This is a genomic window from Paenibacillus brasilensis, assembly GCF_009363115.1.
Lineage (GTDB): Bacteria > Bacillota > Bacilli > Paenibacillales > Paenibacillaceae > Paenibacillus > Paenibacillus brasilensis.
The window spans coordinates 1,907,303-1,923,522 of the sequence record NZ_CP045298.1; the positions used below are offsets into that span (position 1 = coordinate 1,907,303).

Consider the following 16,220-nt stretch of genomic DNA (forward strand, 5'->3'; position numbering starts at 1 on the left):
CGCTCTCTACAATTTATCTTTTAACTCTATACCCATAATCCTCCACTTGCCCGACTGTTTTTCCAACGTGAATGTAATTTCTTTTTTCGCTTTTTCTTCTAATGAATTATCTTTTACCAAATATACTTTTCGGTTATCATCACTGCTAATCTCATCAAAACTCAGGTCCAGCCCCGAGTAAGCTAAATATTCTAAACCCGAGAAATCAATGACACCCTCAAAGTCATACGTTTGCCTTACTGCCGGATCTGTAATCTGGTCCATTTCAGGGAAAGGTAAGTCAAACCATTTCATGAGATAATCAACTTCCAAGTAATTCTGTATCACAGCCTTGGGATCGGTTGGATATACAAACTTTTTACTTTTATTTTTATACAAAAGTTCCATTTTTTTAGGCCCTGTTCCATCATATTTTTGATAGACCACGACGGTATGCTCCTGAGTGTCACTAAACTCGTAATAATCTACACTTTCAAAGACACCGTCATGATTGGCATCCTTCAACGTCCGAATTCCTTGCCCAGTAGCATTAGGAAAATCGGAATTTATGCTTTTGATATGATTATTTTCCAAGGCATATATGGAGAATCCCTCAGAGTAAGCGCCTCCGTCGCCAATAGAGTATACAACGATAAATTTCTTATCTGTTTGAGCCAGCTTCATGATCTTTACATCTGTATTTAAATGCACAACTATAACTGGGTCCTCTAGTTTACCAATGATGTGATAGCCGACATCCTCCCGGATTACAAATATATTGTCAATTTCCTCTTTTTCTAACCCAAAAGCAAGCACGTATTCCGGCTTTCCATCACGGTCCAAATCTTCTTTTAATAATTTTTGTAGATGCTCATCCTGAGGTTGGATTTTCTTTATAAACTGATCTAATGCGTTAGAATCTGTAGGGTGAACGCTATTTCTTTTATTTATTGGAGTAACAATATTGCTATTTCGATCTTGATTAGTAGACTCTGGTTCCGACACAGCTGTTTGCTCTATCACTTGAGTACTAGGTTTGATGGGCTCAACTGCTTGTTGCTTCTCATTCGTCTGTTTTCCCAAACAACCATTTAATAGCAAACCAATTAACACTATTAAAAATAGTATTCTATTTTTTTTTATAAAGTTCATTTCAAAACTCCCTTCTTACATTACTTATTGCACGTTTATTCGTTGATTGCTTACGTATTGAATGACATTTTGAAGCGTTCGATTATGGCCTGTTTGATTAATATTCTTATCCAGTTCAGGCAGGGTAGTGTATGTGTTGTCCTTTTTCTGAAAGTAAATCCCCGCAACAGGGTGAGTCTCTATTCCATGTGCATTAACCCCGGTGATATAATCCGCAATTACGACAATGTCCGTACGCCCATCCTGATTTAAATCCTTGAAGCTTACTGCCTTGATCCTGTCGATCATCCTACCATTGTTACCATAAAATTCAGGAAACTCGTATTGAACCTTGTTTTCCGCATCCTTCCCGCTGTTAGCTTCCAAAAAAAACTTTGCTTGTATCAGATCATTCGTATCCTCATCTTTTAAAGTGGAGATAAACTTTACTTCTCCCCATCCATTAAGAGTGGTGGTAAATGATTGTTCCCTTTGAATAGTATATGGTTCCAGATCAGGGTCGGGCTGAGCATCTTCATCTACATAATCAGCACTGCGTTGCTGCTTTATGGATTTCTCCATGTTATATTCAATGAAAATATTATCTACTTTCTCTGTTATATTATCCCAATGAATATTCAAATGCAGGCCATTTTTGGAGTAAAGCAGACTTCCATTTGTTATGACACTGGGTTGGCCGTAGAGCTGCAGTACTTTGCCAAGTGTATCACCGATTTTCAATCCTCTTTTAGTTTTAAACTTGGGATTTTCCAAGCTCACGGCTACTAGATAGCTTTCACCATCCACCAAGTCCTCCCCTTCAAGTTCAATTTTAGACAAGACTACAAAATCAATTTCTGGATCTTCATAGTTAGGATAAGATAAGTTCCATCTTCTGTAGGTTCCATTCCCACTAATATATCCCCGATTGAAGCTATCGTATCCCTCACTGTAACCCCACTTATGGATAAGTTCTTTTATATCCGTATTCTTATCAATTTTGTGCGACCGATATGATATTGTGAAGTCTTCATCCTGAAGGGGCTTAGGATCAGCAGATACAACATTCTTGGCTTTATCTGTTCTTTTATCTGGATAGTAGCCAGTGCTTTCTTGCTTAACTTTAGCAGTAGCTGTTTTCCCATTGTTATAAGTATTGATATCTGAAAGACTACATGCGGTTACTCCTAAAGCCAAAGAAAGCAATATAAAGAAATAACCGTAATTCGGCTTATACATTTCTTTTCCTCATTTCGAATTTCAGCTTATCGTTCGCCCGTTACCGTCCACTCTTTAATCTTATAACTACCATGACTATCTTGGGCATTTTGGAGTGCCTTGAAGGTAATAACAGGAAGTTTTATACCTTCTGAACTAGCAATATTTTGAGCTGTGCTTTTACTAATACTTGATAGATATAAATCATAATTATCAGACTCTTTATTACTTAGTTTGTCATAAATGGATTTTACATCTCTGCCCCATGTACCATGGCCAGCATACGGCCCATAATCTACTCTTTTCGAATTCATTCTTACAATCGGGGTTTTCCAATTACAGTATTGATATATATCACCTTTACCTTTAATTCCCTTCAAGTTGTTGTTTTTAATTACAACTTGTCTAAATTCCTCACCATAATAAATATATCCCAACATTTTACCAAATATTAAATTATGTGCCTTCACCAAATCCTTTGCATAATTAGTCTCGACACCATGCTGACCGTCGGCTGCTCGATTCGTACTGCTCGTATCAAAGCTTCCCGTTCCTTCCTGAATAATAATAGCTAACAAAAGACGTGGATCAATCTGAATATGATACGTTTTTTCTATACTTTTTGTAGCTTCCCATAAATTGTGTATCTTTTCTTGATTCCATTTCTGTTTAATAAATTTTTTTGATTGCTTTTTGAAATATTTCTCGGCTTCAGAACTACCGTTATACTGGAATTCAGCAGGTATCCATTTCCCAGCCGGGGTCTTTACATTTTTAGTAGGTTCATCCTTCGGTTCGTTGGTAACTGGTTCTTCTAGTGGTACTTTAGTGCTCGTATTAATCAGACCCAATTTCTCTCGTATAGCTCGTCCCGCTTCCTCAGCAGCTAGCTTTTGCTTGATATTCCCGCTTGCCTCAGCAATCATCCAGCGAACGGTTTCTTTTTGCATTTGCTCTTGGGCCCATTTGGGCATCGTCGCCATTTCGCGGAGTTTGCTACGAAGACCTTCTGCCAGCTTTTGCGCTTTCCGCATGCCGGCTTCGTCACCGTTGGCTTGAGCGATATACCAATCCTCTTTGTATTTACGCATCCAGGTCTGGGCCCAATCAGGGTAATTCAGTTTTTGTTTCTTTTGTTCTGCCGCCAGATCAAAAGCCTTTGCTTTCCTGTGTGCATTAGCCGTAGTTAAAGCTTTCAACATAGGTGTTGCACCAAACGATGGCTCTTTCCACTTCATATGTCTTCTCCTCTTTTAGGAATGCTAGAAAAATCGTATCTCCGATATACAGGTATCGCGATATTTGGTTCCTCGCTCTACGGCCTCTATCGTTATTTTCACAAATGAGGTATGAACGGCACCATCAGGAAATCCGTTACTTATAAAATCATTATCTATCATCATGGTCTGTCCATTTGAGAACTCCAGTTTCATTCGTTTAACTCTATTATTTGATTGTAGATAATTGGATGAAACGAAAAAATTATGACTAATAACATAGTTTTATTTATTAGCACCGCAATTTTTTTTCGTTTCCTACAACTAATCACAATAACTTCAGCTCACCTATACAAGTATTTGGGAAGTCCGCGCCTTTTTTCACTTCCAGAATGGTAATCTTAACGAAAGAAGTTCGTATAGGCTCATCGAACTTGAAACGTACGTCACTGCTCTCAAGCACTTCAGATTGCCCATCCGAAAAATCAAGTTTCATTTTTTTGATTTTACTTACGTCTAAATACTTATTATTAACCAACATGGCGTTATCGGCTATATCTATACCTCTTACCTCTTGAGTTGAACCCAAATCTATAGTTACCGTTTCCCCTACTCCGCCTCCCCTGGTTCCTTCACACCAAGAGGTGGAATAATTTTCATCCGTTAAATTGCTCACATTAAAAGAACGATTACCCTGTTTAGGTAGCGTAGAAGAGGCAGTAATTCTTTTCACTTTAACCTTGTTGCTATACTTCATATAATTGGTTTTTGTTTCGATCCACTGTATTGGAACCGTGCGTATTCCTTGATTTTTAGTAAAAGAGGATATATCCTCCTTTCTTCCATCGCTCAGATGAACCAGATACATTTTTGAAGCTTCGTATTCTGCGGACAGCGCCAATTTTTGATCAGGGGATAGTATAAATGGTGCCGTACTTTTAGTTACCCACCTTTTTTCTCCGCTCTCTATATCCAATGAATAGACATCTTTTGTGTAATTGTCGTCCTCTTCAGAAATTGTATAAATTAATTTATCTTCTTGATCCCACTGCAAAAGCGAAGCCCTAGATCCTGTAAGTAAACGTTTTGCTCCACTAATACCGGACAGATTCAGCATGATGATACCTGGTTGGTCACTTTCTTCAAAACAGAATCTAGTGCCATCTGGAGAAAATAATCCTGAACTAATGATACCTAAATCTATTTTACGTTTCCCAAGGTCTATTTTTGTCGTTTTCCTCATTACTGCATCATATAAATACACTTGCCCATTCAACTCATAAAGATATTTATTTAAATCAGGAGAGACTACGGGGTAAGCCGTTGAAGGCAGTTCTAACTCGGACTCTTTTTTTCCTGAGTTCAGATCATATACCTCAAGAATGTGTTTTTCGTCCCCTTCTTCTATATCAGAGATTGTTCTTACGATCGCCATTCGACTTCCATCATTTGATACTCTACTGACAGTTACTTGGGAGTCGCGATATTTTATTCGCTCTTCTTTAGTTTGCATCGCATCTACCAAGTCATCGATTCGTATATAGGTCTTCCCTGTAGGATCATCCAAATTGGTCAAAAATTGAGTCGGATATGGGTCTTCTTCTCCATTTAAAAGCCACCGTGCTTCTTTTTCAGTAACATTTCTATTATCTTGTGTTACCCTGTGTGATGATATTTCTTGGGGGTGAGGAGACGGGACAGCTTCCTCTCCTTTAAACCCACTACATGCCGATATAATGGCTACAAAAGTAATAACCAGTATGATTTTTATAGAATTCACTTTCTCACCACTTTCTCATTCGTTCTTAATAAAGCCTACCCATTAATCGGGTCAGAGCTATTTCCTCTCGAGCGAATAGCTTGGAATCAAATATTATTATGACGTTTATACTACTTGCTTACTTTCTTATTTGCTAATTATTGAGCCATCATCTTGTATAATACGTCTAACTGCTATAACGTTTTTATAAATAAGACCATAGCCCTCTCCTCAATTAGCGTTTAATTTATCTATTGTTACATTGTGAGAAGGCTTGTGATCGTTCTTCATTTCGTCACGAGTCTGTGCACGACCATGCTCGTGAATGAACTCTCCATCTCCAATATATATTCCAACATGATCTACTCTGAATTTGGTTTTCCCCGCACTCCCCCAATCAAATAAGATTAAGTCACCTAACTTCAGATTTTTATAATTCCCCCTAGAGCGTAAATTTTGGTGATCAACCTTTATCCCCCGATGGATTTGATCACTTGTAGTACCGCCTATATACACATTTAATATAGTCAAGTACACTGAGGAACTAAAATCAGAGCAATCCATATATTCAGGAGGGTTATTGGGATCAAGCTTCATCGTTTTAATTTTAGAATCCATACAGTAAGGGATTCTGCCTAAAAACCTCTTGGCGAATTCTACAATGGCTTTCCTTTTCTGGTCAGCAGAACTGTTGGATGGTGTGGGCTTCATTTCCTCATTTGCTTTGTCCTTCGTCGGCTTTTCAGGAGTAGTCGGCGTCTTCTTGCCCGGTTCCGTTTTCGTTGTTGTCTTCGTTGTTGGAACTGTTGGCGTTGCAGCCTTATTAACTTTAGGCCACGGAAGAATGCCATTGGCTACTTGATGCAGGTATACGGCCAGTACATCACGGCCATAGCCCTTATTCTCCAGACCGTATTTTTTCGCAAAATCATGCAATGCGGTGTTAAGCTCCTGATCCCAATCCCCTGTAGCAGGTAGCTTGTACGAGAAGCTGTCTGGATATTTCTTGGCCAGCTTGTTCAAATTCTCTCTCGCTAGCAGGCTGTTCACGCCATACTTGCTCCGTAGAGCAGCTGCTTCCTTGGCGATAGCCTTTTGATCGTCTACGGTCAGTTTATGCGCCGCATCCGCGTATTGCCCGGACAGCTCCTCCAACCGGTTGGCATCGAGATAGGAGTCAGCTGAATGCCCGCGAATCAACTCGTTGATTAGCACATTGTCACGTAGATGGCTGGCGAGAAGATGCATCTGCTTTTGCTTGGCTTTATCGTTGGCGCCATGTGCTTCCCACCACTGGGACGTGTATTCATGCATTTGTGCTCTGGCCCAGGCAGGATACGATCTATTTCTGCCACCTGCTGCCGCAATTGCTTGGCCTTGGCCGCTGCTTCCTTGGCACCCTTTTTATCCCCTGCTGCCACGGCTTTATAGTAGTCTTTTTTAAATTGAAGCAGCAAATCTTGCACCCATTGCGGATATCCCTTTCCCTTCAATTCTTGAATTAGGGATTTATAGGCTTTCAGTTCTGCATCAGGCACCTGATTTCACCAGCTTGCCAGCCTTGAGATGAAGCGTTCCATCGGTTCGGATGTAGCTGGTTTTGTACGTCAAAGACAGCTCGCGAGTAGCGGTCATCTGTACCTTTTTGCCATGCAGCACCAAGTCTGTATCGGCGTGAAAGGTAATATCGTGATGACTATACACGTGAATACCGGAGGCAGGATTTAAGCGCACAAGTATCTTTTCTTCTTGGGTGGAGAAAGCTGCTTCTTTGTCATCGAACCTCGCTATTTTTTGAGTTTTGGTATGGAACAACTTTCTTTCCGGCTTGGTGATTTCATCTCCTTTGTAGTCTCTCTTGCGAAGAGATTGAACCACATGAGCATCTTGTTCGTTGCTAGACGGAAAATACAAATGGACATGATCCCCAAGCTCAGGCATGCAATGCCAACCGATCCCATCCCCGGTGTACATCGTCGGGTAAGAAAACCAGCTGCCTTCTGCTTTGGATTGCAAAGCATCCACGGACAAGTGAAGTTTAACTGACTCTCCTTCACTGTCTAAATCAATGACTTTTCCTTCAATAGAGGCTCCTTGTATAAGCTGATTATGTATAAGCTCCCTCGGAATACCTGCTTCCGGAACCAGAACATAATCATAGGTCATGAGACCTTGCTTCATCTCTGCATGAATCTGATCAATAATCCAATGCTTTCGTTGAAATACAACGACATCTCCAAGTTCAAAGCGTTTCGTATCCTCCACTTCAGCATATGTATACCTGGGACCTGGCTTTGTTTTTTGAAGTGTAAAATTAATACTATGCAATTCACCCTTCACCTGTTCTTTCGAGGTACCTAACCATAGTCTCGGGTACACGGACGTGATCTCGGCAATCAATCCGGTTTGCAGACGAGAGGCCATCCTTTTTAGAAACTCCCAATCACTTTCCCCATACTGAATAATGAATCCATCCAGCTTTTTACCGTTGTCCATCAGGTCAATAAAGTCCCCGTGTGGATAGGCATCTACGAGCTCGCGGAATAATTGATAGTACGTCAAATTATGATTTTGAAACGAACGATTTTTCGGTTGTTGATCCAACAAATATGTAAAAGAGGCAGCCTCTATGTACATGTGATATACACCATTTTTGAATCCAATTCTAATATTAGTGACGATTCCTTTAAAAATGCTAACTGTCCCTCGATCTTCATCCGTCTCATATACCTCCAGCACATCCTCAGCATAAGCTAATCCGTCATACTTGGCATGATCCTCATCCGGTATGAGAGCAGTGATGTATACCTTGCCATGCTCATTCACCTTCTGCGTCAATTTAACATCTAGCAGTCGGACAATTTCATATGGAGCATTCACTCTTATATTGCCATACGTCAGCACAGTTCCAGCCAGTCCCATCTTGCTCCCCCCATTAGTCTTTCATATGATGTTGATATCACTTTCTGCAACCTCAGCTATTCCTGCCCATCTGTCGTGAATGAAATTTTACCGCACCACATGCATAAATTCGTGGAGCAGCTCATAAGGGCCGGAGATTGATCTACATATACATCTCTTTTTCCATTCAACCAAGGCATAGATACACTCGGTTTGCAGAGCTGCGGAATGATTTTTCCGGAATTACCTCTGTTAGCAGAAACCACTGCAGGATTATGCATACTGCGGCACATGCCGAAAGATGGGATATGAGTCTGCGGGTGAAAATCCTGAATATTCCCCTGCAGTTTATCGACAATACTAATCCCCCTGTTAGCTGAAACACTAAACCTTCCCGTATGACTTCCATAGCTGCACTGGATCTGTGCTCCATCCACTACATAGCTCTCACTCATTCTTGGACTCTCCTTTGCATAGATGGGCCGGCTGTTTCGACCTTTTGTAATTTCAAGCCTGTCAGATTAAACTTCAAAATACATTCAGCCACATCGAGATCTACAATGATATGATGATTTGCATCCTGAACCTTGAATATCTTATGATTCTCCACTGCATATTCATCTAAAATGATTTTCCTTAGCGTACCGTCTCTATGATATTCACTAAGTGGTGATAAGCACATAAGGCCAGGCGGGTTAGCCAGCCAATACCTCGTTTGCTGCATACGCTGTATATCGGCAAATACAATCAGCTTCCAGCTTAATCCGGCTTGATATATATCAAAGATTTCCTTTAGTTGTTCAGAAACGATGGATACCGGATACTCCATAAAATCAATGTAGTCTGCGTCACCTGAGACATAAAATTGTAAAATGGAATCCTCTGCACTGGCTGCCCACTCCAGCAGCTGCCTGCGATTCATCTCTACGGGATGCATATACTCTGTGATACGGTCATCTTGATGAATCATGTAGTATTCCATCGGCTGCTGAGTACACCACCTTACTGATTCCTTTATACTCCCCTATTCGTACTTCCAAATCATCCTCGCAACTCAATACCTTAAATTCCGGTGTTTGTATTGCCAGTGGAATAGCATCCTGAGCTAATTGCAAAATGTATTTATGAAATTCCTCCACCGCCTGATGTGCAAAGCGCTCTACATCAGGCTGAATAACCTTATTCATATAGGGTTTTCGAAGCTGGCTTAATTCGTCCTCCAGTTCTCCCCAAAAACTGAAAGCCCATCCTGCATCATAGACTCCTTGGCATGGCTCAGGATCGAAGAACCAGCTTTTATCATAGGCTCCGATGATATAGTTATAGTTTCGCTCCATCAGATAGGTGCGCCGCATGGAGTAGGTAATGTATCCGATTCTGGCTTTGGACACCTCTATATGCTTAGCTTGCTGACAAATCAATTGAAAGGATTGAATAAAAGATAAGATAAGTTCTTCTTTTCTCTGTTCATACAAAGACGCTACGTGGTGTATTTTCTGATTCAGCACCTCTTCTGCGTAGGTCTTATGAAAGTGTTCTAGGGCTTCCAGTCTATTCATAATCCCACCTCTGAACCTATTATATAGAATATTTACATGATATTACTGGTACTATCCTCCTATTTTATTACACTTTTTTCATATGATGAGATTTTAAATGAAAGCGTGAAAATTTACGAAAATCATTAACCATTTTCACAAATGTGTATTTATACGCCCTATATCTCTCAAAAAAGGCTCCTTACTAGACCAATGAGATGGAGGTTTGCGCAAGCGAGTAGGTAAATCGAAGCAGAAAGCTCGGTCTATAATAAAATAATCATGTATAATAAACAACAGCCTGTACTAAGAAACATGAGGAGTCCGCCTGAATAGAGGTTGGCTTGCGATGATATGTGACCTACAATGGCAATAAAAACCCGTGACGGATAACGTCACGGGTTTTTATGTACGGTGACTGGCGAATAAAACCGCATCGTCGCTTCAAGCAGCATGCATAGACACAGCCAGGCTTAGTAGCGTTTGGGAGCAGCCAGCTTGGCCAAATCCGTCATATACGTAAAAAAGGCTTCCGGGTCTGTATCATATACCAGGTTCACAGGACGACCTTCCGCCTGCTCCACCGTTCTGCCTTGGCTTGGACCTTCAGCGATGACGCTGCATTGCACCGTCTTTTTCTTGACAATGTCCGGGCGTCCGACAGATGCAGTGGTCAGAACATCCCACAGAAAGTATGTTGAATTCGTTTCGCTATAAACGAGCGGCGGACAGCCTGCGTAGCAGTTGCCCAGGAAATCCACGCCCTCATAGCGGCGCTCGGCAGCCCAACGATTGCGCACGGCTGGCGTTAATGGGACTTTGCTTGTGCTTTCCAGCGCCACCAGATCAATCGTGATGCCGCTTTGCCAAACACGGTAAGCCGCTTCCGGGTCCCAGAATACATTCCACTCTGCTGTGCCGTCATGCTCCGGCTCCTCTACATTCCCTTTTTCAAAGGTGCCGCCCATCCATACCAGCTTATCAATCTTGGCTTCAATGTCCGGTGCGTCATCCAGCGCGCGTGCCAGATCGGTTAGCGGTCCGGTGAACAGCAACAGCGTTTTACCTTCGGCTCCACGTACCTTTTCGATCAGATGCCGATGAGCCGGCAGGGACGAAAGCGGCGCTTCCATGCGCCCCGATTCATTCAGCACCGGTAATGCATCCACATAGAAGGAATGTATACGCCAAGCGGCAGGAAATGGATTTTTGCCGCGTGAATTGGATTTTGCAACTTCCACAGGCCCTTTATTTTGTCCAAAACGATCAATAATTTTACGACTGGCGTCCGTTGCAGGCTCCAGGTAGCCATCCGCCGGAATAACGGATACTCCAGTCAAATGAACCTGCTCCATCTGAAGCAGCATAAACAGGGATACCAGATCATCTACTCCACCATCATGATTAAAATAAACGTTTGTCTGACTCATCTGTCTCTTCCTTCCTTTATCCCGGTAAAACAGGCTTGTTCTTATCGGCATCATTCTTCATTATGCTGATCGCTGCACAGGAGTAAATGTACCATACAGTATGCCACCCTACTAGCGACAGACCACTTCTACGGCTCTATCACTGGATAAGGGAATTTTTTTGCTTGCACCGTGCTTAAGAAATTAACCTTCCACCTTTGCCCCATAGGAGCGAGCCACCGCTACAGCCTGCTGAATATCCAGTTTGGCTCCGGTGATGTTTAAATCTTTAAAATTCACACCATCCATCTTTGCACCACGCAGATCCGTTCCTTGAAGGTGCGCCTTATGTAATCTTGCCTGAGTAAGATCTGCTTCGCGTAGATCTGCCTTTTCCAGATTACATTCGGACAAGTCTGCTTCCTTGAAGCGTATTTTTCGCAAATCCTGCTTCCTCAAATCTGCATGACGCAGGTTCGTATATGACCAGTCTCCACCCGTAATCGTGATCCCGTCCATATTGGCCCCCGCAAAATCTGAGCCCACCAGCTTGCAATGATCAAACCGGGCTACAAACAGATTGGCACTGGTGAATAGACAATTCGTAAAAGCAGACTCCTTGTAATGAGAGGCATTGAGAACAGCTCCGGTAAAATCACAGTCCACAAAAGTACAGCCTTCCATGAGCGACTCATTCATCTCCACCCCCCGAAAACGGCATCGGGTAAAATTACAATTTGTCCACTCGCCTTCTCTGGCATCCATTGAGCCAAAATCACGGTTTTCATAGACCTCATCTGCATAAAAGAACATATTATCTCCCCTATTCCTTGTCCCCTAAAACCATGGAATTCAGCATTCTGGCAAAGATCGCTCAAAACCGCTTTTCATTTTTCCGAGCAAGTTCTTCATGGTCTCATGATCCTGGGCCGTAAACTCAGACATACACGATCCGATCAATTTCGTGTAATAAGGACCCACCGTCCTCAGTAGCTCTCGTCCGGCCTCCTTTAATCCGATGGCCACCATCCGTCCGTCACTTTCGTGAGCCACACGTTCGATCATATTATCCCGCTCCAGCCCGTCAATCAAACCAGTCATCGTTCCCCGTGTGACATCAGCCTTTTCAGCCAGCTCCGATGGTGTCATTCGATGCGGTGCATGAAAATGCAACAGGCTAAGGACGATAACTCGGCCCTGTGAGGCCCCCAGCCTGGCAAGATCCGTATCCATTTCTCTAAATATACTGTTAGCCAAGCGCGCAAAAGTCACGAAAGTCTCCATATGGTCTACTTCGGCCTCCTCTTGACCAAAGCGGCGCAGCACCCCACGTATGGAGTCATTATGAAAATTAAAATTCATAGTCTGTCCATTCCTTCCCTAATCCCGCTTGTTCCACCAAACGATAGCTCCTCCATTCCTCTGGCAGCAAAGAAGCATACGGCTCCTTGGCAAATCGATCATCTACCAGAACCAGCAGGCCTTCGTCCTGCTCTGTGCGGATAAGTCTGCCCCCTGCCTGCAAAACCTTATTCATTCCCGGGTATACATACGCATAGTTAAAGCCGTTCCGTCCTTGCTCCGAGAAGTATTCCCGCAGGACATCCCGCTCTGCTCCAATTTGTGGCAATCCGACACCGACAACCACAACCCCTTTTAAACGATCCCCTGGTAGATCGACCCCTTCGGCAAACACACCACCCAGCACAGCAAAGCCGAGCAGGGTGCGTTCCTGTCCAGGCTGGAATGCTTCCAGAAAGCGATCGCGCTCCGGTTCGGTCATACCCGGACTTTGCACCAGCGTATCTGCGAGCACGTTCCGACTCATAAACTCCTCATATACCTCACGCAAATACGGATAGGACGGGAAAAACACGAGGACATTCCCCTTAAGCTCCTCTGCCAGCCCAGCCAGCATGTCTACAATCGCTCCCTTCGAGCGCTCACGATCCCGATAACGGATGGAGAGCGGCAACAGACGTACATCCCATTGCTCCTGATGGAAGGGAGAGGGAACCTGCAACGTATAGTCCTCCTCCTTCGCTCCCAGCATGTCTCGGTAGTAAGCAAGCGGCGTCAGCGTTGCCGAGAAGTAAATGGCAGAACGATAGCTCTTGATAGCCTGCCCGAGCAAGTGCGAGGGATCGAGGCAGAATAGCTTTACCCGCACTTCACTGCGTCCCGCTTCAATATAGGTAACGTAGCGTTCATCGTACAAAGCGGCGATTCGCAGCATATCTTGAGCGGCAAAGTACGTTTCCAGAAGCAATGCATAAGCCGCTCCCGTACCGCTTGCACGATGGGCATCGCTCACGCCGCCTCCCGATACCAGTTCACGTTCGGCTGCTTCCACAAAGGGTGCCAACAGCTCCAGCATCTCTTGCGGCGAGGATGTCTCCACTGCTTTTCCTGTATCTGCGTACCGTTTGCGCAGCGTAATCATATGCGCGTTCACTGCGCTCGCAGCCGCGGCAATCTCCGGGCTGAGCAGTTTAAACTCCCTTTTTAGCTCCAAAAAAGGCGATTTCTGCATTTCCGCCGAAAACATATCCCGACCGCGTTCCACCAGATTATGCGCCTCGTCCACCAATACAACACCTTTTCGTTTGTGTTCCTCAAGCAATCTCTTCAAAGAAATACGCGGATCAAAAACATAGTTATAATCACTGATTATACCATCCGAGGCATACGCCACATCCAGTGAAAATTCAAACGGACATACCCTATGCTTGCGTGCATAATGCTCAATCACCGTCCGAGTCATTAATGTCTCATTCGCCAAAATATCGGACACCGCACCGTTGATTCGGTCATAATAGCCTTCGCACATGTTGCATGCTCCGGCATCACAATCATTTTCATCCTTGAAGCAAATTTTATCCTTTGCCGTCAAAGTCACCACATGCATATGCAGTCCTTGCGTCTGCATTTTGGCATACGCTTCTTCTGCAGCTGCGCGGGTTGTGGTACGGGCTGTGACATAATATACTCGATTCACAAGCCCTTCGCCGATGGCCTTGATTGCAGGAAATAAGGTGGATATCGTTTTACCAATACCCGTAGGCGCTTTGGCAAACAGACTGACTCCTTCAGCAATTGTTTTGTACACCGAACCCGCGAGAGTACGCTGGCCTGAGCGATACGTGTCAAATGGAAAGTCCAGCATGGCAATACTGGCATCCCGCTGCTCCGCATGCGCTCTCAGCAGGAATGCATACGGTGCATAGCCGGCAATCATCTCCTGTGCAAAAGCTTCCAGCTCTGCAAAGGATAGCTCCCGTCTAAATCGGCGAATGTCTTCACCATGTGCCTGTACATAAGTAAGCTGAACCTGCATGGAATGATGTTGCTCCTCGCGAGCAATCATATAAGCGTATAAAAATGCTTGCGCCCAATGTACGGGTTGACCATCCCCCTGAATATCTTCAAGGGGAAGAGAAGTCGATTTGATCTCATCAACCGTCCATACACCATCCAGCTCAATCAACCCGTCACAGCGGCCTTCGATCATAAATAATGTGTCCTGGTAATGAATTTCCGTGCGCAAATATACCTCTTTGCGGTCATGCTCCTTGTAGCCTTTCTGGATCACCTGATGCACGCGAGTTCCTTCCAGCATGCTGCTGTTCGAGCGGAAACCACTGTGAATGCTGCCGCTCCGATGCACATATTCCACAAGTGGACGCACCGATATATGAATTGGTTCCTTCATACGATCACCCGTTCCGGTCATATTCCTTTCACTTTATCACGTAGATAAAGGAAACGTAAGGGACATAAGCATCGTTTGTGGTTGAGTGGTATTCACTCGCACTTATTTTTAACCGAAATATAGAAATGGAGCTTATTACTTTATTCTCAGCAATGTCCAACTCACATTACAGCATAAAGGATAGGGTTATGTTAAAAGAATTAATTAACAATTTTGCACTATTAACAAGCTTCTTATTCTTTGGGAATTTGCTTTCACGAAAATACGAACGTTACCTTGAAAAGCATAGAAATATCCATCGGGTAATAAACGGCTTAATGTTGGGACTGTTTGGTATACTTTTAATGATGGCCGGCTTATGGATCAGCGGAAATTTTGTGGTCGATCTGCGCCATTTGCCTATTATCATATCTGTTTATATGGGAGGACCGGTATCTGGTCTGCTGACCACGCTGATCATAAGCCTGTACCGTATTTACATCACCGGTGGTTGGACAGTTATATCTCTTGCTGCTACTGTCAATTGCTTCATGACCTTGGCCATTTCACTTACCTTTATTCGAGAAAAAAACCTAACGCTCAGCAAATGGATGTCAGCCGTGCTTGGATCTGCTGTTGTGTCGCTGTCAGCTACTTTCTATGTGGCTAGTCCTCTCAATCCTGAATCTATTTTCATATTCACAACCATTAAGACGCTTGGCGGCTTGTTCGCTTATTTTATGATGAACCATATCAAAAAAACAGAACGGGCCATTCACCTGCTGGAGGAGGCTGCGAACCGGGATCATTTAACCGGATTATACAGTCCGCGCGCTTTCGATGCTTTGTTTGAAGAGGTCTTTCATACTTCCAAGGCTACAAAAAAACCCTTTGCACTCGTGATGCTGGATATTGACCACTTTAAAAAAATTAATGATACGTATGGTCATTTGAACGGAGATACCGTCTTAAGCCAGTTGGGAATTTTGTTAAACCAGGAGTCTACAAGGAAGGCATATCCCTCCCGTAAAGGCGGAGAGGAATTTGCCATTCTGATTGGAGATTGCGACAGCCAGACGGCCGAAGTTTTTGCCGAAAGGATACGAAAAGCCGTGGAAAAGGGCCCCTTTCAACTGAATGACGGAACCATCGTTCCTCTGACGGTATCTATCGGAGCAGGCAGTTTTCCTACCATTGCAGCAGATAAATTACTGGAGAAAGTGGATGATGCTCTGTATGAGGCTAAACGGTCAGGGCGTAACCGGGTAGAACTGGCAAAATCATAATTATTAGTCGCTAAATGTCAGGAAAGCTGGATTATTGTTAATAAAAAGTGGTAAAATGGAAATATAATCATTATTATAAAAATCTTCTGCC

At 43.4% G+C, this 16,220-nt stretch carries 13 protein-coding genes and 1 pseudogene; 1 reads left to right on the forward strand and 13 read right to left on the reverse strand.

Annotated elements, in window-relative coordinates:
* Positions 1 to 6: 6 nt before the first annotated feature.
* The 13 genes and pseudogenes from GCU48_RS09005 to GCU48_RS09065 form a co-directional block, all read right to left on the reverse strand.
* Positions 7 to 1,131, reverse strand: a complete 1,125-nt coding sequence (locus GCU48_RS09005; RefSeq protein ID WP_152379773.1) for a hypothetical protein — start codon at positions 1,129 to 1,131, stop codon at positions 7 to 9.
* A gap of 24 nt (positions 1,132 to 1,155) precedes the next feature.
* A complete protein-coding gene (locus GCU48_RS09010) occupies positions 1,156 to 2,349 on the reverse strand; it encodes a hypothetical protein (protein ID WP_152379774.1) in 1,194 nt (397 codons plus the stop codon).
* 26 nt (positions 2,350 to 2,375) lie between these two features.
* Positions 2,376 to 3,566 carry a hypothetical protein gene (locus GCU48_RS09015; protein ID WP_152379775.1) on the reverse strand — a complete coding sequence of 397 codons (1,191 nt, stop codon included), beginning with the start codon at positions 3,564 to 3,566 and terminating at the stop codon, positions 2,376 to 2,378.
* A gap of 24 nt (positions 3,567 to 3,590) precedes the next feature.
* A complete protein-coding gene (locus GCU48_RS29105; RefSeq protein ID WP_425280861.1) occupies positions 3,591 to 3,761 on the reverse strand; it encodes a hypothetical protein in 171 nt (56 codons plus the stop codon).
* A 112-nt stretch (positions 3,762 to 3,873) separates the two neighbouring features.
* Positions 3,874 to 5,325 carry an NADase-type glycan-binding domain-containing protein gene (locus tag GCU48_RS09025; RefSeq protein WP_152379776.1) on the reverse strand — a complete coding sequence of 484 codons (1,452 nt, stop codon included), beginning with the start codon at positions 5,323 to 5,325 and terminating at the stop codon, positions 3,874 to 3,876.
* Between the two features lie 126 nt (positions 5,326 to 5,451).
* A pseudogene (locus GCU48_RS28805) lies at positions 5,452 to 8,226 on the reverse strand (NlpC/P60 family protein).
* A 56-nt stretch (positions 8,227 to 8,282) separates the two neighbouring features.
* The gene (locus GCU48_RS09035; RefSeq protein WP_152379777.1) at positions 8,283 to 8,660 is read right to left on the reverse strand and encodes a DUF4280 domain-containing protein; all 378 of its coding nucleotides are present in this window, start codon (positions 8,658 to 8,660) and stop codon (positions 8,283 to 8,285) included.
* The gene (locus tag GCU48_RS09040; RefSeq protein WP_152379778.1) at positions 8,657 to 9,175 is read right to left on the reverse strand and encodes a hypothetical protein; all 519 of its coding nucleotides are present in this window, start codon (positions 9,173 to 9,175) and stop codon (positions 8,657 to 8,659) included. The genes GCU48_RS09035 and GCU48_RS09040 overlap by 4 nt, the downstream gene beginning before the upstream one ends.
* The gene (locus GCU48_RS09045) at positions 9,159 to 9,764 is read right to left on the reverse strand and encodes a hypothetical protein (RefSeq protein ID WP_152379779.1); all 606 of its coding nucleotides are present in this window, start codon (positions 9,762 to 9,764) and stop codon (positions 9,159 to 9,161) included. Before GCU48_RS09045 ends, GCU48_RS09040 begins: the two co-directional genes overlap by 17 nt.
* A gap of 452 nt (positions 9,765 to 10,216) precedes the next feature.
* Entirely contained in the window at positions 10,217 to 11,173 is a 957-nt protein-coding gene (locus GCU48_RS09050; protein WP_152379780.1) for a nucleoside hydrolase, read from the reverse strand.
* Between the two features lie 183 nt (positions 11,174 to 11,356).
* Positions 11,357 to 11,965 (reverse strand): pentapeptide repeat-containing protein, encoded by a 609-nt coding sequence (locus GCU48_RS09055; protein ID WP_152379781.1) that lies wholly within the window; start codon positions 11,963 to 11,965, stop codon positions 11,357 to 11,359.
* A 39-nt stretch (positions 11,966 to 12,004) separates the two neighbouring features.
* Entirely contained in the window at positions 12,005 to 12,514 is a 510-nt protein-coding gene (locus tag GCU48_RS09060) for a MarR family winged helix-turn-helix transcriptional regulator (protein WP_152379782.1), read from the reverse strand.
* Positions 12,504 to 14,885, reverse strand: a complete 2,382-nt coding sequence (locus GCU48_RS09065) for an ATP-dependent DNA helicase (RefSeq protein ID WP_152379783.1) — start codon at positions 14,883 to 14,885, stop codon at positions 12,504 to 12,506. The genes GCU48_RS09060 and GCU48_RS09065 overlap by 11 nt, the downstream gene beginning before the upstream one ends.
* A 167-nt stretch (positions 14,886 to 15,052) precedes the next feature.
* On the opposite strand from GCU48_RS09065, the gene GCU48_RS09070 reads away from it, so the two are divergent.
* Positions 15,053 to 16,129 carry a diguanylate cyclase gene (locus GCU48_RS09070; RefSeq protein ID WP_152379784.1) on the forward strand — a complete coding sequence of 359 codons (1,077 nt, stop codon included), beginning with the start codon at positions 15,053 to 15,055 and terminating at the stop codon, positions 16,127 to 16,129.
* Positions 16,130 to 16,220: the final 91 nt, after the last annotated feature.